The 21,033-nt window shown below is 45.1% G+C and carries 17 protein-coding genes; 13 read left to right on the forward strand and 4 right to left on the reverse strand.

The window, feature by feature from the left end:
• Positions 1 to 119: 119 nt before the first annotated feature.
• The 6 genes from ftsE to ABN702_RS00370 all read left to right on the forward strand — a co-directional run bounded on the left by ftsE (position 120) and on the right by ABN702_RS00370 (position 6,995).
• Positions 120 to 806 (forward strand): cell division ATP-binding protein FtsE, encoded by a 687-nt coding sequence (ftsE, locus tag ABN702_RS00345; RefSeq protein ID WP_204412565.1) that lies wholly within the window; start codon positions 120 to 122, stop codon positions 804 to 806.
• Entirely contained in the window at positions 796 to 1,689 is an 894-nt protein-coding gene (gene ftsX, locus ABN702_RS00350; RefSeq protein ID WP_417898912.1) for a permease-like cell division protein FtsX, read from the forward strand. Before ftsE ends, ftsX begins: the two co-directional genes overlap by 11 nt.
• Positions 1,690 to 1,792: 103 nt before the next feature.
• Entirely contained in the window at positions 1,793 to 3,115 is a 1,323-nt protein-coding gene (locus ABN702_RS00355) for a murein hydrolase activator EnvC family protein (protein WP_417898913.1), read from the forward strand.
• Positions 3,116 to 3,352: 237 nt separating this feature from the next.
• Positions 3,353 to 4,831, forward strand: a complete 1,479-nt coding sequence (locus tag ABN702_RS00360; protein WP_417898914.1) for a S41 family peptidase — start codon at positions 3,353 to 3,355, stop codon at positions 4,829 to 4,831.
• A 97-nt stretch (positions 4,832 to 4,928) separates the two neighbouring features.
• Positions 4,929 to 6,122, forward strand: a complete 1,194-nt coding sequence (locus tag ABN702_RS00365; protein ID WP_417898915.1) for a PDZ domain-containing protein — start codon at positions 4,929 to 4,931, stop codon at positions 6,120 to 6,122.
• A 228-nt stretch (positions 6,123 to 6,350) separates the two neighbouring features.
• Positions 6,351 to 6,995 (forward strand): peroxiredoxin-like family protein, encoded by a 645-nt coding sequence (locus ABN702_RS00370; protein WP_417898916.1) that lies wholly within the window; start codon positions 6,351 to 6,353, stop codon positions 6,993 to 6,995.
• Positions 6,996 to 7,594: 599 nt separating this feature from the next.
• Here ABN702_RS00370 and ABN702_RS00375 read toward each other — a convergent pair.
• Both ABN702_RS00375 and ABN702_RS00380 read right to left on the reverse strand, forming a co-directional pair.
• Positions 7,595 to 9,268: a ribonuclease J gene (locus ABN702_RS00375; protein ID WP_417898917.1), complete on the reverse strand. Its 1,674-nt coding sequence runs from the start codon at positions 9,266 to 9,268 to the stop codon at positions 7,595 to 7,597.
• Positions 9,269 to 10,080: 812 nt separating this feature from the next.
• Positions 10,081 to 10,938: a MurR/RpiR family transcriptional regulator gene (locus ABN702_RS00380; RefSeq protein WP_417898918.1), complete on the reverse strand. Its 858-nt coding sequence runs from the start codon at positions 10,936 to 10,938 to the stop codon at positions 10,081 to 10,083.
• 212 nt (positions 10,939 to 11,150) lie between these two features.
• On the opposite strand from ABN702_RS00380, the gene gnd reads away from it, so the two are divergent.
• The 3 genes from gnd (at position 11,151) to gntK (ending at position 15,053) form a co-directional block, all read left to right on the forward strand.
• Entirely contained in the window at positions 11,151 to 12,047 is an 897-nt protein-coding gene (gnd, locus tag ABN702_RS00385) for a phosphogluconate dehydrogenase (NAD(+)-dependent, decarboxylating) (protein WP_417898919.1), read from the forward strand.
• Positions 12,048 to 12,065: 18 nt separating this feature from the next.
• On the forward strand, positions 12,066 to 13,409 hold the full coding sequence (locus ABN702_RS00390) for a gluconate:H+ symporter (protein WP_417898920.1): 1,344 nt from the start codon (positions 12,066 to 12,068) through the stop codon (positions 13,407 to 13,409).
• A 126-nt stretch (positions 13,410 to 13,535) separates the two neighbouring features.
• Positions 13,536 to 15,053 carry a gluconokinase gene (gene gntK, locus ABN702_RS00395; RefSeq protein WP_417901006.1) on the forward strand — a complete coding sequence of 506 codons (1,518 nt, stop codon included), beginning with the start codon at positions 13,536 to 13,538 and terminating at the stop codon, positions 15,051 to 15,053.
• A gap of 399 nt (positions 15,054 to 15,452) precedes the next feature.
• Here the strand turns inward: gntK and ABN702_RS00400 are convergent, their stop codons facing one another.
• Positions 15,453 to 15,671 carry a hypothetical protein gene (locus ABN702_RS00400; RefSeq protein ID WP_417898921.1) on the reverse strand — a complete coding sequence of 73 codons (219 nt, stop codon included), beginning with the start codon at positions 15,669 to 15,671 and terminating at the stop codon, positions 15,453 to 15,455.
• A 150-nt stretch (positions 15,672 to 15,821) separates the two neighbouring features.
• Between ABN702_RS00400 and ABN702_RS00405 the strand changes: the two genes are divergently transcribed.
• The 3 genes from ABN702_RS00405 to ABN702_RS00415 all read left to right on the forward strand — a co-directional run bounded on the left by ABN702_RS00405 (position 15,822) and on the right by ABN702_RS00415 (position 18,345).
• Positions 15,822 to 17,399 (forward strand): peptide chain release factor 3, encoded by a 1,578-nt coding sequence (locus ABN702_RS00405; RefSeq protein WP_417898922.1) that lies wholly within the window; start codon positions 15,822 to 15,824, stop codon positions 17,397 to 17,399.
• Positions 17,400 to 17,544: 145 nt separating this feature from the next.
• Positions 17,545 to 17,976 carry a hypothetical protein gene (locus tag ABN702_RS00410; protein ID WP_417898923.1) on the forward strand — a complete coding sequence of 144 codons (432 nt, stop codon included), beginning with the start codon at positions 17,545 to 17,547 and terminating at the stop codon, positions 17,974 to 17,976.
• 150 nt (positions 17,977 to 18,126) lie between these two features.
• Positions 18,127 to 18,345, forward strand: a complete 219-nt coding sequence (locus ABN702_RS00415; RefSeq protein ID WP_417901007.1) for a DUF2198 family protein — start codon at positions 18,127 to 18,129, stop codon at positions 18,343 to 18,345.
• Positions 18,346 to 18,365: 20 nt separating this feature from the next.
• Here the strand turns inward: ABN702_RS00415 and ABN702_RS00420 are convergent, their stop codons facing one another.
• The gene (locus ABN702_RS00420; RefSeq protein WP_417898924.1) at positions 18,366 to 18,863 is read right to left on the reverse strand and encodes a hypothetical protein; all 498 of its coding nucleotides are present in this window, start codon (positions 18,861 to 18,863) and stop codon (positions 18,366 to 18,368) included.
• A gap of 188 nt (positions 18,864 to 19,051) precedes the next feature.
• Between ABN702_RS00420 and uvrB the strand changes: the two genes are divergently transcribed.
• On the forward strand, positions 19,052 to 21,028 hold the full coding sequence (gene uvrB / locus ABN702_RS00425) for an excinuclease ABC subunit UvrB (protein ID WP_417898925.1): 1,977 nt from the start codon (positions 19,052 to 19,054) through the stop codon (positions 21,026 to 21,028).
• Positions 21,029 to 21,033 lie beyond the last annotated feature (5 nt).

Genomic DNA, 21,033 nt, shown 5'->3' on the forward strand with positions numbered 1-21,033 from the left:
TTTGTGATAAATATACAAATCCATTTGTGGAGATAGCTGTCCCGCATTAGCAGCTACAGTATTTTATTAAGATTTCATCAAGTATTCTATTCAAATATTCTAACCCAATAGGTGATTAAATGATACAAATGCAAGACGTCTTCAAAAAGTATCCTAACGGCGTTCAAGCTGTTGATGGAATAAATGTAAATATTAAAGCTGGAGAGTTTGTCTATGTAGTAGGTCCGAGTGGTGCTGGGAAGTCCACCTTCATCAAGATGATGTACCGCGAGGAAAAACCGACAAGCGGTTCCATCATCATAGACGGTGTGAACCTATCCAAGCTGAAGGAAAGCAAGGTTCCCCTTTTAAGAAGAAATATCGGGGTGGTTTTCCAGGACTTTAAACTCCTCCCGCAATTAACTGTATATGAAAATGTAGCCTTTGCGCTTGAAGTTATCGAAGAAAGTCCGAAAAATATCAAGAAGCGTGTGATGGAAGTTTTAGATCTCGTAAAGCTGAAGCACAAAGCTCGCCATCTGCCGAATGAACTTTCCGGAGGAGAACAGCAGCGTATCTCCATTGCACGATCGATTGTAAACAGCCCTAAGGTAATGATTGCCGATGAACCGACAGGAAACCTTGATCCTGATACTTCATGGGAAATCATGAACATCTTTGAAGAAATTAACGACAAGGGCACAACAATAGTCATGGCGACGCATAACCGCGAAATTGTAAACACGATTAAAAAGCGTGTTATTGCAATCGAGAATGGTAAAATCGCGCGTGACCAAGCAGAGGGGGACTATGGATATGAAGCCTAGAACTCTTTTGCGGCATTTCAGGGAAAGTCTTAAAAGCTTGGCAAGAAACGGCTGGATGACATTCGCATCCGTCAGTGCCGTAACCGTGACGCTATTACTCGTCGGAGTATTCCTTGTACTCATGATGAACTTGAACAGCGTTGCGAATGAAATCGAAAAAGACGTAGAGATCCGGGTGCACATAGATCTTACAGCAACAGAGGAAGATCAGAACGCACTTCGTGATAAGATAGAGAAATTACCGGAAGTCGAAACGGTCGATTATTCATCAAAGGAAGAGGAACTGAAAGGATTGGTTGACAGTTTTGGTGAGGATGGTGGCGCATTTGAGCTGTTTGAACAGAACAATCCACTTTTCGATGTATTCATTGTAAAGACAGCTAATCCGCAGGACACGATCGCGGCAGCGAAAAAAATAGATAAAATGAATTTCACACATAAGGTCATTTACGGGGCCGAAACGGTGGAACGATTATTTAAAGTATTCGAGATTGCTAGAAACGTAGGTCTTGCCTTGATTCTTGGACTTGTCTTTACAGCCATGTTCCTGATCTCCAATACGATCAAGATCACCATTTTTGCCAGAAGAAAAGAAATCGAAATCATGAAGCTGGTTGGTGCAACCAATGGCTTTATCCGCTGGCCGTTCTTCCTTGAAGGACTTTGGCTGGGAGTGTTGGGTTCCATCGTGCCTATCGGAATCATTCTCACATCCTACTATTATCTGATAGATTTGGTAGAACCGAGAATCCAAGGCACATTCATTCAACTGCTTCCGTTCTATCCTTTCGCCTTCCAAGTCATTGGAATCCTGATTGCAATTGGTGCATTCATCGGTGTTTGGGGAAGCATGATGTCCGTCCGAAAGTTTTTAAGAGTATAAAAGATTCCATATTAATGGTCTACCCATAATAAAAAACAAAAAACCTGATGGGGATTGGTAATTAATCCCTATCAGTACATAAGATTTTAGGGGGAAACAAGGGATGAGAAGAAAGATTGGTACAGTCGCTATTGCTGCCGTTATAGGATTTTCTGGATTTTTCTCTACTGGCTTATCAGATACAGCTTCTGCAAATTTAAAAGAAAAGCTGAATGACGTACGAAATGAACAATCCAATAATGAATCAACAAGGTCCGGTAAGCAGGATGAAGTGAATCAGCTTCAAGCTGAACAGAAGACTTTAGCGGAAGAAGTAAAGCAATTAGATATAGCAGTTGGTGAAACAAAAGCGAAAATCAGTGCGAAAAAAGAAGAAATTGATGGAACAAGACAAGATATTACAAAACTACAAGAAGAGATTGTTGTTTTAAAAGAACGTATTGAAAAAAGAAATGAGCTTCTAAAAGATCGCGCTCGCTCTTTCCAACAGGGTGGAGGAGCCGTTAACTACCTGGATGTATTACTGGGAGCACAAAGCTTTGGAGATTTCTTAGACCGCGTTGGTGCGGTAGCTACGATTGTACAAGCAGACCGTGATATTTTAAAAGCTCATCAAGAGGACTTACAGCTTTTAGAGGATAAAGAGCTGGAACTACGTGAAAAACTGGCTTCCCTAGAGCAGCAGCTGACAGAATTGGAAGCGATGGAAGTAAAACTGAGAAATCAAATTAAAGAAAAAGATGCACTAATGGCGCAGCTTAAGAAAAAAGAAGAAGAAACGATGCATGAGATCCACGAGCTTGAAAATGAAGCGCAGATCCTAGCAGCACAAGAAAAAGCGATTCGCGCAGAAATTCAAGCTGCGGAAGAACGAGCAAGAAAAGAAGCGGAAGAGCGTGCAAGAAGAGAAGCTGAGGAAGCAAGAAGAGCGGAAGAGGCAAGAAAAGCTGCAGAAGCAGCGGCAGCGGCTGGTAAGCCGGCACCACCTGCACATGTTGTTTCTCCACCACCAGTATCATCAGGTGACTGGACACGTCCAGCTACAGGTTCTGTAACTTCTGGTTTTGGGGGACGTTGGGGTGGAAATCACTTTGGTGTTGATATCGGTAAAAACGGAAGATCTGGTGATGTACCAGTCGTGGCAGCAGCCAGCGGTACCGTATTCCAATCATATTACTCCAGTTCCTATGGTAATGTAGTGTTCATCACTCACTACATTGATGGACAAACATTTACAACTGTTTATGCGCATCTGGAGCGTCCGGGAGCACCAGCAGGTACATCTGTATCCAAAGGACAGCAAATCGGCGTAATGGGTAACACAGGCTATTCATTCGGAGCGCATTTACACTTTGAATTGCACAAAGGTTCATGGAACGGTTCCAAGTCCAATGCAGTAAACCCAGCTAACTATATTAATTTCTAAAAAATACACATATTATGTACAAGCACCACATATACTAGTTCTGACAAAAGGCATTACACTTTCAACGTGTAATGCCTTTTACTGCAACATTAGCCTACCTATTAGCGAGTGATTTTTTAAAACGATACAGCAGGCCGTTTACATAAGCGTTTTTAATTTCCAACCATGCAGGGCTGTGATACAATTGCTCATATATTAGTCGTTCGGTATTGGGTATAGGGATGAGGAGGAGCTTTCATGAATCGCAAAATCGTCACATTATTAATGGTACTATCCGTTTTAGTTGGGGCAGGAGGCACATATGCCGCTCTTACATGGCTTGGGTCGAACCCGGCTTCCGCTGTTCCTTCTCAGCAGTCACAGGATTTTGATATCACACTTGAAGAACCATCCAAGGAAACAGCCAAGGACCTGGACTCCCAAATGGCGAAGATCCAACAGGCATATGAAATGATATCCTCCAGATATGTGGAGGAAGTGGAATCCGAAAAGCTCATTCAAGGTGCCATCCAAGGTATGGTCGATACATTGGAGGACCCTTATTCCGTCTATATGGATAAAGAAACGGCCGACCAATTCAACCAGTCCCTTGAATCTTCTTTTGAGGGAATCGGAGCAGAGGTTGGCATGCAGAATGGGAAAGTGACCATCGTCTCCCCATTCAAAGGCTCGCCGGCAGAAAAAGCGGGATTGCAGCCAAATGACCAGATACTGAAAGTGGACGAAGAGGATATTGAAGGATTGGACCTTTATCAGGCGGTACTTAAAATCCGCGGTGAAAAGGGAAGCGTGGTTAAGCTTCAGATCCAGCGTCCTGGCGTACAGGATCCGTTCGTGGTCGAAGTGACACGTGATACGATTCCGATTGAAACCGTCTACTCGGAGACCTATGACCATGAAGGCAAAAAGGTCGGATACATTCAGATTACATCCTTCTCCCAAAATACGGGTGAGGATTTCAAAAAACAGCTAGCTGCATTGGAGGACCAGAACATCGAAGGGCTTGTTGTAGATGTCCGTGGAAACCCAGGAGGCTTGCTCGAGCAGGTGCAGATCATCGCTTCCGAATTGGTGACCAAGGATAAACCTTATGTACAGATTGAACAGCGTAATGGAGAAAAGCAGCGCTTCTTCTCCTCGATTACAGAACAAAAGCCATATCCGATTATCACATTGATTGATAAAGGAAGTGCCTCCGCCTCTGAAATTTTGGCAGGTGCCTTAAAAGAGGCTGGAAATTATGAAATCGTCGGAGATGCTTCATTTGGTAAAGGAACCGTCCAGCAGGCGGTGCCGATGGGCGATGGCAGCAACCTGAAGCTTACGCTTTACAAATGGCTGACACCTGATGGAAACTGGATTCATGAAAAAGGTGTGGAGCCTACGATTCCTGTGAAGCAGCCGGATTTCTTCTATGCGAATCCGATCAATCTGGAAAAAGAAGAACAGCTGGGCTATGATACGAATAGTGAGAAAGTGAAAAATGTTCAGCTTATGTTAAAAGGTCTGGGCTTTGATCCAGGACGCGAGGATGGCTACTTCAGTAAGGAAACAGAAAATGCCGTGAAGAGCTTCCAATCGAAAAATGAACTTTCCGCAACAGGGAAGGTTGATGGCAATACTGCAGAGCTTATCCAGTCCAAGCTGCTTGAAGCGGTCCGTTCCGAAAAGAATGATGTACAGCTTCAGGAAGCAATGAAAAACCTATTCAAATAAATTTTCAAGGCCGGCTTCTCCTATGGTGGGGGCCGGCTTTTTTGTGTTAAAATAATAGGAACAACAGATATTTCAGACGATGTTAGGCGGTGATTCGATGATAGAATCATGGTTATTGGAGTTACTGAAGGGTGTGGGTCGCTTATTCATCCATCCTGTTTTTTATGTAACCATGGCCGTTGCAGTGGTATTGGGTTATTTTCGTGTCAAGCGGGAGCGTCATGATTTTCACATCCGGGTGGAATATGGTCTCACTGAGTTGCAAAAAGCGTTGAAGACGCTTGTTTTGGGACTGGCTTTATCCATAATTACACTTGGAGCAGGAATCATCCTTCCATTTGGAACCATCTTTTTAATCAGTATTGTCACAGTGGTATTTACCCTGTTTATTAAGCCTCGCTTCCTCTCAACAGGCTACATATTCGGTTTTTCTCTTTTATTGGTTGTCCTGCTTCCGAAATGGACAACCGGTATAGCAAGTATGGATCGTTTATTTTCTTCTATATCGGAGACGCACTTGCCAAGCATGGCCGTCCTGATGGGGATTCTCATGATTGCAGAGGGAATGCTGGTTATTAGGCAGGCATCCACGCAAACGTCGCCTCAATTGGAGAAAAGCAAGCGTGGTCTTCCGGTCGGATCTCATGTTTCCCAACGTGTATGGGTACTGCCATTGTTCGTGCTGGTTCCCGGAGAGGCCCTACAAACCAGCTTTGAGTGGTGGCCGGTTCTTCAAGTCGGAGAGCAGTCGTTTTCCGTCTGGCTCGTTCCTTTCGCAATGGGTTTCTATTCAAGATTGAAAGCAAGCCTACCAAAGGAAACCGTTCCAATTACGGGGCGTCAGATGTCGGCGCTTGGGGTCTTGATTTTCGCACTGGCCATTGCAGGAGTTTGGTGGGAGACAGCTGCCATCCTTTCGGCTGTCCTGGCGGTGTTCGGAAGGGAATTTATCCACTACAGAGTTCGCACCCATGATGAAGAAAGCCAACCGATTTTCGTTCAACGAGATAAGGGGCTGATCATTTTGGGAGTGATTCCACAAAGTCCTGCAGAAAAAATGAATCTCCAAATCGGGGAAATCATTGTAAAAGTAAACGGAATCCCAGTTTCTACGGTAGAGGGCTTTTACGAAGCGCTTCAGCAAAACAGAGCATTCTGCAAGCTACAGGTCGTGGATGCGAATGGCGAAGACCGCTTTGCACAATGTGCGATCTATGAAGGCGATCATCATGAATTAGGACTGCTGTTTGTTCAGTACGGGAAGAAGTGGAAGCGTACGGAAGCGGTATAAAGTAATTTTCATAATTAACTGTAATCCGTTCAAAATTAGGCTGAATAGAAAAGGATAAAGCATCAAAGCTTACCGAATGGTGAGCTTTTTTTTTTCTATTATTTAGAACCAAGCTTTGGAGAGTAAATGAATTCCGATAATCGATAGAATCACAAAAGCAGATTTAATGAAAAAAGGGAAATTTCTTGTTAAGGTTTAATTGATATGAAAAAGGAGGTAAGGACAAAGATGACTACATTGCTCGAAGAAATTCAAGCTTATAAAGAAGCATTTAAGCAAAAGGCTCCTGAGGAAAAGCAAAAGTTAATGGCGCAAGCAACAAAAGAATTAGAAGAATCCGGAGTTGCACAAGGATTGAAAGAAGGAGATCAAGTACCGGATTTTATACTTCCTGACGCAAAAGGAAAAATGGTGTCCATTACTGAAGAGCTTACGAATGGACCGGTGATCCTGACATTTTATCGGGGTGGCTGGTGCCCTTACTGCAATCTTGAATTAAAAGCCTATCAAAGCGAAATAGATTCTATCAAAGACGCTGGTGCAACGTTAATAGCCATCAGTCCGGAGACGCCAGATGCATCCTTGTCTACAAAGGAAAAAAATGAGCTTGAATTCATTGTTCTCAGTGATGAAGGCAATAAAGTTGCTGAACAATTTAATTTGGTATTTAAAATGCCGGATTATTTAATTGAAATATATAAGGACTCTGGATTAAACGTTCCGGGATATAACGGGAACGATGATTGGGAACTTCCAAAGCCAGCTACATTTGTAATCGGCCAATCAGGTAAGATTGTATTTGCAGAAGTCGATTCTGACTACACAAAACGTGTAGATCCGTCTAAAGTAATTGAAATTGTAAAAAACATCTAACACAACGCACCTAGAATCAGGTGCGTTTCTATATAAGCAGAGAAATATATATGTTTTTCTTGTTTAAAAACCGGGAAGCATTTCTGAAAAATATAAATGACACTGCTCAACGATAAGGATCGATAATCGATTAATAACAAAAAATGGCTTGGGTGCATATTCTCAGGCCATTTTTCGTATGAAGAATTTATTCATTTATTTGTTGTTGAACCTGTTGGATTTTCTGTTGTGCTTTTTCAAGTTCGCTTATAGCAAAATAACATGCTTCTGATTCTATACTGTTTGAACTAACTTGTTTTAAATGATGATGTGCTTTATGTATAATATCTTGCGCTTCTTGTAATTCGCTTTTAAAGTTAATAGCAGTTCATCCTTTCATATGAGTGGTCTCATTTATTATGCGCAGTCTTGAGTGAATTACGCACATCCTATCATTTCAAAATGGATTATACTTATGCAGGACAAGTTAAGCACTTAAAAAATTCGTACTTGAGTGTTTGTTTGAATAGGTATAAACATAGGATGAAAAATAAGACGCAACCAAGCTTATTAAGATGAAGTTGGAGGAGGCAGCTACTTTTTAGGTAGCTGCCTCCTTTTTAGATTTCAATAATAATCGGCAAGATCATCGGTTTTCTTCTCGTCTGGGAGAAGATATGCTGCCCGACTGATTTTTTAATACTTTGTTTCATCACATTCCACTTCCGTACATTTTCCTCCTGAAGTTCGGTTACCGTCTTCGTGACCAATTTATTCACCTGTCTCATGAGCTGATCGGCATTCTGATCAAAAGAAAATCCTCTTGTGATGGTGTCTGGCCCGGAGAGGATACGACGGTCGTATTTGCTTAATGTGATGACAATTACGAGCATTCCCTCCTCAGACAGCACCTTCCGATCACGCAGCATGACCGATCCCATATCTCCCTGTCCCATGCCATCCACGAATATGTCACCGGAAGGGATGGACCGGGTTTGACGGGCAATGGAATTGACCACATCCACAACATCACCGTTTTTGATAATGAATATATTTTCTCTTTCCACTCCGATCGACTGTGCCAATAATCCATGGTGATGAAGCATCCTGTACTCTCCATGAATCGGAATGAAATAGGTAGGCTTCATAAGGGTGAGCATAAATTTCAGATCTTCCTGATAGCCGTGTCCGGACACATGCATTCCGGTGGAGCTGCCGGAGCCATATATGACATCGACACCTAGTTTGTACAGGTTGTCAATTATTTTTGAGACATCACGTTCATTACCGGGAATGGGGGATGCAGCGAAAACAACCATGTCATCCGGATAAAGGCTGACATCGCGAAAATTTCCGGTAGACAATCTTGCCAGGGCAGCATTCGGTTCTCCTTGACTTCCTGTACAAAGGATGGCGACCTTTTCAGGTGGCATCTGCTCCACTTCTCTCGCTTCTATGAGCATCCAATCCGGTATGTCCAAATATCCCCGTTCCATTGCCACTTGAACGACATTCACCATGCTCCGCCCAAGCAGTGCGAGTCTGCGGTTTGTCTTTTTTGCAGCATCGACCACTTGCTGCACCCTGCTGACATTGGAGGCGAAGGTCGATACAACCACTTTTCCCTGCGCTCTCAAGAATGCTTCTTCCATATGGGAGGATACCATTTTTTCGGAAGGGGATAACCCTTTACGCTCCGCATTCGTGCTTTCGGAAATAAGAACAAGCACTCCTTCTTTGCCGATCTCCGCCATCCGATGAAGGTCCGGCCGTTCATTATTGGCTGGTGTCAGATCGAATTTGAAATCCCCGGTATGGACCACGGTTCCTTCCGGCGTTTTGAAAACGATGCCAAGGCAGTCGGGAATGCTATGACTGACCTTGAAAAAAGAGACCTCCATGCTGCCGAGTTGCAGTGTCGTCTCCGAATCGATAGTAGTCAGTTTCGTGTCCCTCAACAGCTTGTGGTCTTCCAGCTTCAGTTCGATCAGCCCCAAGGTGAAGTGGGTCGCATAGATGGGGATATCGAGCTTTTTCATGATGTAAGGAATGCCACCTGTATGATCCTCATGTCCATGAGTGATAATCATTCCTCTGATTTTGTCCCTGTTTTCTTCCAGGTATGTAATGTCTGGGATGATCAGATCAATGCCAAGCAAAGTCTCGTCCGGGAATTTGCCTCCGCAGTCGATGACGATGATGTCTTCCTCGTATTGAACAACATACATGTTCTTGCCGATTTCATTGATGCCTCCAAGTGCAAAAATGGAAAGAGCAGTTTCTTTTGTGCTCATTTTAGGTCCTCCTGTAGTTCATTTTGAGTTGTTATTAGTATGTGTTGGTTGGGATGGAATTATTTAGGTGGGGTGTGTTTTGCTTGAAATAGAGTGGTATTTGGAGAAGGTTTTGAACAATGATGGATGTAGTCATGGTTTCAAAAGACGTCAGATGACACCTTGACTTGGACTCGGGCTCGGGTCAATTAGTAAGGGAATCAAAAGTATCAAATGTTACTATGACTCGGAGGAAAACGAGGTAGTGAAGGAATCAAAAGAGTCGGATGATACCTTGACTCGGAGGAAAGCGCGGTAGTGAGGGAATCAAAAGAGTCGGATGATACCTTGACTCGGAGAAAAGCAAGGTAGTGAGGGAATCAAAAGAGTCGGATGATACCTTGACTCGGAGGAATACGTGGTAGTGAGGGAATCAAAAGAGTCGGATGATACCCTGACTCGGAGGAAAACGTGGTAGTGAGGTAATCAAAAGAGTCGGTTGATACCCTGACTCGGAGGAAAGCGCGGTAGTGAGGGAATCAAAGGAGTCGTATGATACCCTGACTCGGAGGAAAGCACGGTAGTGAGGGAATCAAAGGGATCGGATGATACCCTGACTCGGAGGAAAGTACGGTAGTGAGGGAATCAAAGGGATCGGATGATACCCTGACTCGGAGGAAAGTACGGTAGTGAGGGAATCAAAGGGATCGGATGGTACCTGCGAAGCAGTGGAACTGCAACCTCCATTATTCCGACAAAACAAAACCCGCGTATCAAGCAATACCTCCTAAAAGGTACGCCACAACGCGGGCTTCACAACTCAACAAACTCAATTATACTCTTTTAACCGAAATAGCCTTCCGCACCTTCTGCAACGCTTCTTTCCCTTGCTCCTTCTTCGCCATCAACACATTCACATAAATCGCATCGATCATCGCGAGCTGGGCAATCCTTGATGCCAGTGCCTCGGAACGATAGTCGGTTTCTTCAGATACCGTATAAAGAGGAATGTCCACCTTTTGGCTCAAAGGCGATTTTGCAAAGTTGGTGATGCCGATTGTTTTGACGCTGTTATCTTGTACAACCTCCAACACATGCATCATGTCCTTCGACGCACCAGTGTGGGAGATAATGATCGCCACGTCCTGTGAGGTCAGCTGGCTTGCAGACATGAGCTGCATATGGGTGTCGGCTTGGACACTGACGGAAATCCCGGTCCGGATGAATTTGTGGTAGGCGTCCAATGCGATGACATTGGAGCCACCGCTTCCGAACAGCTCCACTTTCCGGGCGCCGAGGATGGCTTGTACAGCCTGCTTGAAGGACGGTTCATCAAGCACCTTCAACGTGTCCTCCAGTGTTTTTATATTGGAGCGGAACACTTTTTCCGCAACGGTTTTTTCGTTATCGTGCTCCATGATGTTCTCATGGATATCCTGAATCGGTTCCACAATTTCCGTAGCAAGCGCAATTTTCATGGCCTGGTAGCCCTTGAAGCCAATTCGCTGGCAGAAGCGGAACACGGTGGAGTCGGCAACGCCGAGGTCATCGGCAACCTGGTTGATGGTGCTATGGACGATTTTTTGGGGGTTATTGAGGATATAATCCGCGATGGCAAGCTCCTTTCCCCTGAACTTCGGGTAGTGGGAACGAATGCGCATCATGCAGTATTGCTTCTCTTGAGTGTTCATGGTGCGACCTCCAGAATTAGTAGTCTTACTATCTATCTTAATATGATTCAAAGAAAAATAAAATATTTTTTTGATAACGCTTGCAAAATGGAGAATTTTTTTTCATAATAGGAACATAACAAAAAATATTTTTCCTCAAACGAGAATAGAGATAGAATATTTTTCCGCATGCACAAAACATAGCAACAACATGAAGGGAGTTCTAGCAAATTATGAAACTTGCAATGATAGGTTTAGGCAAAATGGGGTATAACCTGACTCTTAACCTGATAGATAACAAACACGAGGTAGTTGCTTTTGACGTCGAGCGTGAAAACGTTGCCAAAAGTGAGAAGTATGGTGCAATACCTGCCTATTCGATTGAAGAGGCAATCGGAAAGCTAGAATCTCCAAAGGTGATCTGGATGATGGTTCCTGCAGGAGAAATCACGGAAAGTGTACTAAGTGAGATTAGTAGATTTTTAACGGAAGGCGACATCATCATCGATGGTGGAAACTCCAACTACAAGGATACGCTGAAGCGTGCGGCAGTACTTGCTGAAAAAGGCATCCACTATTTAGATGTCGGCACAAGCGGAGGAATGGATGGCGCACGTAACGGAGCATGCACGATGGTTGGCGGGAACGAAGCGGCATTTCGCCATGTGGAAGGGATTTTCAAAGATATCTGCGTAGAAAATGGATACCTGTATGCCGGAAAATCCGGAAGCGGCCACTTCTTGAAAATGGTACATAACGGAGTGGAATACGGCATGATGCAGTCCATTGCAGAAGGCTTTGACATTTTGGATAAAAGTGATTTCGATTTTGATTACGAAAAGGTTGCGAGGGTATGGAATAATGGCTCGGTTGTCCGCTCATGGTTGATGGAGCTGACGGAGAACGCGTTCAGCAAGGATGCAAATCTTGAAGCGATCAAAGGTGTGATGCACTCATCGGGTGAAGGAAAATGGACAGTGGAGACTGCGCTGGATTTGCAGACAGCAGCCCCAGTAATCACCATGGCACTGATGATGCGTTACCGCTCGCTTGAGACCGATACGTTTTCTGGAAAAGTTGTAGCAGCACTACGAAATGAATTTGGCGGCCATGCCGTTGAAAAAAACTAATTTGAGGAGGACACTAACATGTCAGGTTCTATGTTGATATTAATCGCAGCAGCAGCGATATTTTTGCTATTATTCTTGGTAATCCGTACAAAGCTGCATGCGTTCGTTGCACTTTTACTTGTGAGTTTACTGGTTGGTATTGCAGCAGGCATGCCACTTAATGAAGTTATCGCATCCGTTCAGAGCGGGATGGGAGGCACCCTCGGGTTCGTAGCGGTCGTGGTCGGACTTGGTGCCATGTTCGGTAAAATGCTGGAGGTTTCCGGCGGAGCAGAACGTCTTGCTCAAACATTGATGAAAAAGTTTGGCGAAGAAAAGTCCCAATGGGCACTGGGTATTACAGGTTTCCTAGTAGCAATCCCGGTATTCTTTGATGTTGGTTTCATCATTTTGGTTCCGATCGTTTATGGATTGGCCAGAAAAACAGGGAAATCATTATTGCACTATGGTATTCCATTGCTTGCAGGTTTAGCGGTAACGCACAGTTTCATTCCGCCGACACCTGGACCGATCGCAGTTGCAGACTTGATTGGTGCAGATCTTGGCTGGGTCATCCTGTTCGGTGTAATCGCTGGTATTCCGGCTATGATCCTTGCGGGTCCTGTATTCGGTAAGTATATCGGTAAAAAGATTCAAGTGGCAGTTCCGAAATATATGGAAATGGAAGAAAAAGAGTATGACAAAGATCTACCTGGCTTTGGATTGATCGCTAGCATCATTTTAGTTCCTTTAGTACTGATTTTGGTGAATACGCTTTCTACAGTGATTTATGACGAAGGTCACATTGTAAGGGAAATTACTACTTTTGTTGGTCATCCATTCGTGGCATTGACTATTGCAACACTATTAACTTTCTTCTTCTTAGGTACAAAACGTGGCTACAGCAAGCAGGAGATTCAAGACATTGCAACAAAAGCGTTGGAACCTGCCGGTATCATCATCCTTGTAACTGGTGCCGGTGGAGTCTTCAAGCAAGTACTGATTGACTCAGGTGTTGGTGAAGTACTTGGTGATATGATGGCTGGTTCTGCTTTACCGCCAATCGTGCTGGCGTTCCTGATTGCAGCAGCAGTACGTGTTGCCCAAGGTTCTGCTACCGTTTCGATGGTAACAGCAGCAGGTCTTATCACGCCGCTTATCGGCATCCTTGGTCTGGAAGGACCGGTACTAGGACTGATCGTTATCTCGATTGCATCCGGTGCGACCGTTCTTTCACACGTAAACGACTCAGGCTTCTGGCTCGTGAACAGATACTTCGGACTCGACGTAAAAGACACATTGAAATCCTGGACCATGATGGAAACGATTATCGGTTTAGTCGGTTTTGTGGTAGTATTTGTTATTGGAATATTTATCGGGTAGGGACTGATCCCTCGTCCCACTATGAACGGACAAAAGCGCTGATTAGGCGCTTTTTCCGTTGTCCCATCCACATAATTCAAAGACCAGAAAGACCGGCATAAGGAGGAAATCAACTTGGCTAAATACATGTTAGGTGTCGATATAGGAACGACGAGTACGAAGGCGGTGCTTTTTACAAAGAAGGGGCAGGTGCGCAGCCAGTTTGCTGTGGAATATCCTTTGTATACCCCAGAGCTTGGCGCGGCTGAGCAGGATCCGGATGAGATTTTGCAGGCGGTTCTGACTTCGATCAGGGAAGCGGTCCGCCTGGGGAACATCTCAGAAAACGAACTTTCCCATGTCAGCTTCAGTGCCGCGATGCATAGCGTGATTGCGATTGATGAAGCGGGCACTCTATTGACGAAAAGCATCACATGGGCCGATCAGCGCAGCGAAAAATGGGCGAAGAAGCTGAAAGAGGAGTGGAACGGTCACGAGATTTACCTGCGTACCGGAACACCGATCCATCCGATGTCTCCTCTGGCGAAGCTCATTTGGCTCCGTAATGACCATCCAATGGTGTTCGAAAAAGCAGCGAAATTCATTTCCATTAAGGAATATGTCTTACATAAATTATTCGGCGAGTATGTCGTGGATTTCTCCATCGCTTCTGCGACAGGACTGTTCAATCTGAAAAGCCTCTCCTGGGATGAAGAAGCTTTAGCGATTGCGGGAGTATCACCTGAGCAGCTTTCCCATATCGTCCCAACGACAGAAGTGTTAAGAGGGATGAAGCCGGAAGTGGCTACGGTGCTGGGAATCTCCGCTGATGTTCCATTTGTTGTTGGTGCCAATGACGGCGTACTTTCCAACCTGGGCGTTAATGCGGTTCAGCCTGGCGTGGTCGCGTTGACAATTGGAACAAGCGGTGCAATCCGTACGGTAACCGACCGTCCTGTGACAGATCCAAAGGGAAGAACGTTCTGTTATGCCCTTACGGAAAAGCATTGGGTTATCGGTGGTCCGGTCAATAATGGCGGCATGATCATGCGCTGGCTCCGCGATGAGCTGTGCGGAGAAGAGGCGGAGGAAGCAGGCCTTGCAGGAATGGATCCGTACGATGTGATCACCTCCAGAATTGCCAGCATCAAGCCTGGTTCGGAAGGGGTCATTTTCCATCCTTACCTGACTGGCGAACGTGCACCGATATGGAACGGAAATGCACGTGGATCCTTCTTCGGCCTTGGCATCCATCATAAAAAAGAGCATATGATGCGTGCCGTCCTGGAAGGAATCAACCTGAATCTCTATACGGTCCTGTTGGCACTTGAGGAGATCATCGGCATTCCGGATAAAATCCATGCGACAGGCGGGTTCGCCCGTTCCGAGGTATGGTGCCAGATGCTATCCAACATCTTCAATCAGCAGGTCAGCATACCGGAAAGCGTCGAGAGCTCATGTCTCGGAGCGGCGGTGCTCGGCCTGTATGCGTTAGGCGAAATCGACAGCTTTGACGTGATGGCCGAGATGGTCGGATCAACAAACAGCTACACGCCGGAACCGGAAGCAGTGGAAACATATAAAGAACTGACGCCAATCTTTATCCGCTTGAGCCGACTGTTCCAGCAGGAATATGATGAGATTGTGAAGTTTCAACAGCGATAAGGTTTTGTGCCGGAGAGTCTTAGTGCTCTCTGGTATTTTTTATGAAATATTTGGTGAATGTTCGATAGAACTGGAAAAAAGTTCGATAGAACGCAGAAAAAGTTCGATAGAAATTCAAAAAAGTTCGATAGAATGTTATAAAAGTCCGATAGACCCAAATCCCAGTGAGAAACTACAAAAAATAAAACAGGTATCCACTTTTGATGGAAGATCTGTCGCCAATCAATTAACAAAAAGGTTATGTTAAGCATAGTGTTGAACTAGCTGTTGATTGGAGCAATAGGCGAAGACTCCTGCGGGAGATAGCGGTAGGCTGGAGACCCCACAGGGCAAAGCCCGAGGAGGCTCCAGCACCGCCCCGCGGAAAGCGAAGCCTAGTGCGGAAATCAACAGCGGTGTTTAACGGAGCAAACAAAATAAAAGAACGACATCCTCTCTATCCATACCGTAGCGAGATTGTCGTTCTTTTTTATAGATCTTATTCAGTTTTTCTTTCTTCGTTTTCGTCATTTTTGTCGTCAGATTTGCCAGTGCGTAGACTCCCCGGCCGTTCTCCGGATTTCTTTTTCCTTCTCGTGCAAGCTTTTCTCGCAGCTTTTTCGCTTTGCTCTTTGCCATTTTGTTCACTCCTAACATATATTTACAAAGAGTATACAGGATAAACCTTGTATTGGAAATAGGTTTTCACATCTTTGCTATGTTTTATTGGCCTGTGTTTCTGCTATAATATCACTATTGTGTAATTTTTGAGAGGTAGGTACGGAAACTGTGAAAAATGAACTTTTAAATAAAGAGATAGACCGGAGAAGAACGTTTGCGATTATTTCGCATCCGGATGCCGGGAAAACAACGTTAACGGAGAAGCTCTTATTATTCGGAAACGTCATCCGTTCAGCGGGTACGGTAAAAGGGAAGAAATCAGGCAAGTTCGCGACGTCGGATTGGATGGAAATCGAGAAAAAACGTGGAATTTCCGTTACGTCCAGTGTCATGAGCTTTGAGTATATGGACCGTCATATCAACATTCTCGATACCCCTGGACATGAAGATTTCAGTGAAGATACGTATCGTACGTTGACGGCAGTGGACAGCGCGGTGATGATCATCGACTGTACAAAAGGGGTGGAGCCTCAGACGATCAAGCTTTTCAAGGTTTGTCGTATGCGCGGGATTCCTATTTTCACGTTTATCAACAAGCTTGACCGTGAAGGAAAAGAGCCGCTTGCACTCTTGGAGGAAATTGAAGAGGTTCTCGGTATCGAGTCCTATGCGATGAACTGGCCTGTAGGAATGGGGAAACGCTTTTTGGGCGTTTATGACCGCTATAATGAAGTGTTCATCCGTTACCAAGGGAAGGACGAGGAAGAGCGCATTCCTTTTAAAGAGTTGGATGGGGTAGAAGAAATCTCTACACACCCAACATTCGTTCAAGCAAAAGAGGACTTCGATCTTTTAGAGGAAGCCGGCAATGACTTTTCGATTGAAAAAGTGAAGAACGGATTGCAGACTCCTGTATTCTTCGGAAGTGCGATCTCCAACTTCGGGGTAGAAATGTTCTTCCGTACGTTCCTTGATCTTGCGAGTGAGCCGCAACCGCGTCAGACCTCCGAGGAAAAAATAGAACCGCAGGCGCCTGGATTCTCCGGCTTTATTTTCAAAATACAAGCCAACATGAATCCGGCCCACCGCGACCGTCTGGCATTCCTGCGAATCTGCTCCGGTGTGTTCGAGCGCGGAATGACGGTATCTGTAGCTCGTACCGGTAAAACCATAAAGCTATCACAGTCGCAGCAGTTCCTGGCTTCTGACCGTGAAACCGTGGACCATGCGTACCCTGGTGATATCATCGGAATCTATGATCCTGGTGTGTACCAGATCGGTGACTCTTTATTCGATGGCAACCAAAAGGTCGAATTCGACGAAATCCCTACGTTTGCTCCCGAGCTTTTTGTAAAAGTGGAAGCGAAAAATGTCATGAAAGGGAAGCAGTTCGGAAAAGGCATCACGCAGCTTGTCCAGGAAGGTGCAATCCAGCTGTTCCGTCAATATGGTACAGAAGCGTACATCCTTGGTGCGGTGGGTCAGCTTCAACTGGACGTATTCGAATACCGCATGAAGGGCGAGTATAATGTTGAGGTCGTCTATAACATGATCGGCTCCAAAATTCCTCGCTGGCTGGAAACTCAGGAAGTGGATACGAACCTATTTGATTCCCGTAACATCCTGGTGAAAGATAGAAACGACCAGTATGTGGCCCTGTTTGACAGTGACTTCTCCCTGCGCTGGTTCCAGGAAAAGAATCCGAAAATTGGCTTGATTGATATCATGGCGAATGAAAATGAATAAATAATGTGAGGTCCATGCAAAGAAATGCATGGGCCTTTTATACTAAAAACCACCTTTCAACCTACAAATGTCGAAATGTGTCTAAATTCAATGAGCCCTTTTGCCGATAAAAATAATAAAACATTTCGGATATGGGGGCATTTAGGTGGGGAACGAGACAACTCTGGATGAATTGGAAGCATGGGAAGGACTGTACCGCATCAGGAATTATGTGGTGGGAAGCATGACCATATTGAAAGTGGAGGGGAAGGAAGTTACAACCGGAAGTACCCCGATCTATCTGGATGAATTAAATGGGGAAAAGTTCCGTTTTGTCAGCAAGGTTCTATTGCCGGAGAATAAGGAAATTGTACTCGGGCTGCGATTTACAATATCTGAGAAGGTACTGGATTTTAAGGCGTATATTAAAGGTGTCAGAATCAATGAAAAGAAAAAGCGGTATACCTATCTTGTCGGCCTGGTCATGCAGGATGATAAAGAAATAATGAACGTTCTCTCTTTTGTAAATAAGATTCAGTTGGCAAACAAGCAGAAGAAATTAAGGAATGTCACACGGACGGCGATAGAGGTGGAGTAGAAGATTAGGGTCTCTCCAATAATAATTCGCTAGAACATCTCATACCTTGATGCAAACCATTGCAATCTATAGCTTCCTCGACCTCAATCCTGTTATAATGTGTATTAGGAAAAAGTGTCTGACAGGAAAGAGGTTTTGAGTTTGTTATTGGTGAAGGTTTTATTGGCAGTATTTCTGCCTGCGCTGCTTGTGGTGCTGTTCACCCGGGTCACATATAGCTTGTATGTGGGGACAGGGCTGACGATAGCGCTTTTCATAGGTTCCATGATAAAGGGGTATACCGAAGAATGGTATATCATTTTAATAGATGTAATTTCGATTGGTGTTGGCTTCATCTACGCAAGACAAATGGTGAAGAAATTCCGGTGAATTCAAATAGGAGGCAGACTTTATTCAGAGTCCGTCTCCTTTTTTGCGTTTTCAGCCGCTTGGCGGTATGCCTCCACAGCAGAACGTTCTTCCTCTGTCGTTTTCTCCAATCGAGCCGGACGGACAACCCACAATGGGTCCTTGCCATAGGTTTCCCCATAGCCTGTCAGCACTCCGGTGAAGGTCACGATATCCCCCACTTCTATAGGCTGCGATGGTGCATCCGAAACAGTAACAAGTATTGCTGGCAGGAGCGGTTCCTGTAGCTCAAATGTCCGGTCATCATCCACACGTATCACCGTCGCCGTCCAACGAACGGCCTTGTCCTTGTTCCTATCAATGAAATCGTGCACATACTCCCCATCAATTTCACTGTAGGTAAGTTCTTGAGACGGATTTTTCAGCGCTTTTTCATCTATGTATGAAAATTCTAGCGGTTCGGTGGGGATACTGTTCGAGCTGCAGCCTGTTATCCACATAAAACCGCATAAAATAATGATAAAAAGACTATTTTTCATCCCAATCTCCCTTAAACAGGTTTCACAATTCCTTTACAGGATAACAATAATAGAATAAGAGGCTAATATCAACAAAGATGGAATCATGAATAAAAATAATCGAATGTCAGTTCGTATTTTTGTTGTTTTGGAGTTGCTTTGTGGTAGAATATTGGTAGAAGTTTAGAACGGAAATGGAGGCTGTGTAGATGGATCAGTTTGAATTAGTGTCAGGATATAAGCCGGAAGGGGACCAGCCCGAGGCCATTCGTCAGATAGTGGAAGGGCTGAATGCCGGCAAAAAGCATCAGACCTTGCTTGGGGCAACTGGAACAGGAAAAACCTTCACAGTGTCCAATGTCATAAAAGAAGTGAACAAGCCAACGTTGATCATTGCCCATAACAAAACGTTAGCGGGGCAGCTATATAGTGAGTTCAAGGAATTTTTCCCGAACAATGCAGTAGAGTATTTTGTCAGCTACTATGACTACTACCAGCCGGAGGCCTATGTGCCATCCACAGATACATTCATCGAAAAGGATGCAAGCATCAACGACGAAATCGATAAGCTGCGACACTCGGCTACAGCGTCCCTTTTTGAACGGCAGGATGTCATCATCATCGCCAGTGTATCGTGCATCTACGGGTTAGGGTCGCCGGAAGAATACCGCGACCTTGTTGTTTCATTAAGAACAGGCATGGAAAAGGAACGCAACGCCCTGCTTCGCGATCTTGTCGACATTCAATATGCCCGCAACGATATTGATTTTAAGCGTGGAACGTTCCGTGTAAGAGGCGATGTGGTGGAGATTTTCCCGGCCTCCCGCGATGAACATTGTATCCGCGTGGAGTTCTTTGGGGATGAAATCGACCGCATCCGTGAAGTGGATGCCCTCACAGGGGAAATACTTGGAGACCGTAATCATGTCTCCATCTTCCCGGCATCCCACTTCGTAACCCGTGAAGAAAAAATGAAAAAAGCAATCGTGAATATACAGGCTGAACTGGAAGAGCGTCTGGTGGAGCTCCGGGAAAACAACAAGCTCCTGGAAGCGCAGCGACTTGAGCAGCGCACCCGTTATGACCTGGAAATGATGGCCGAGATGGGCTTCTGCTCAGGCATCGAGAACTACTCCAGGCATTTGACGTTAAGACCGGCCGGCTCGACCCCATACACCTTGATCGACTTCTTTCCGAAGGACTTTTTGCTTGTCGTGGATGAGTCTCATGTGACGATCCCGCAAATCAGGGGAATGTTCAATGGAGATCAGGCGAGAAAGCAGGTGCTTGTGGATCATGGCTTCCGTCTGCCGTCTGCAAAAGATAACCGCCCATTAAGATTTGAAGAGTTTGAAGAAAAAACAAGTCAAATCGTCTATGTTTCTGCCACACCAGGACCTTATGAAATAGAGCATACACCGGAAATGATCCAGCAGATCATCCGGCCAACAGGGCTATTGGATCCAACCATAGAGGTCCGTCCAATCAAAGGTCAGATTGATGACCTGATCGGCGAAATCCATAAAAGGGTGGAAAAGGATGAAAGAGTGCTTGTGACGACCCTTACGAAAAAGATGTCCGAGGATCTGACAGCTTACCTGAAGGAACTCGGCATCAAGGTTGCCTATCTCCATTCTGAAATAAAAACCTTGGAGCGGATCGAGATCATCCGTGAGCTGCGCCTTGGAAAATATGATGTACTGGTGGGAATCAACCTATTAAGGGAAGGACTCGATATTCCCGAGGTCTCCCTTGTCACCATTCTCGATGCAGACAAAGAGGGTTTCCTCCGTTCGGAGCGTTCCCTCATCCAGACAATCGGACGCGCTGCGCGTAACTCCAACGGACAGGTTATCATGTACGCCGATAAAGTAACGAAAAGCATGGAGATCGCATTAAGTGAAACGAAGCGGCGACGAGAAATACAGGAAGCGTATAACCTCGAGCATGGCATCACCCCGACCACGATCCAGAAGAAGGTTCGCGATGTTATCAAAGCTACTTTTGCGGCAGAGGATCAAGGGGAATATGATACAAAGGCAATACTACGACCAAAAAACAAAAAAGAGCGAGCAAAGCTCATAGAAGGTATGGAGCAGGAGATGAAGGACGCCGCAAAAGCACTCGATTTCGAACGGGCTGCCGAGCTTCGTGATCTCATCTTAGAGCTAAAAGCGGAAGGATGACGGAA

The sequence above is a fragment of the Bacillus haimaensis genome (assembly GCF_048270625.1).
In the GTDB taxonomy this organism is placed as follows: domain Bacteria; phylum Bacillota; class Bacilli; order Bacillales; family Bacillaceae_I; genus Sutcliffiella_A; species Sutcliffiella_A haimaensis.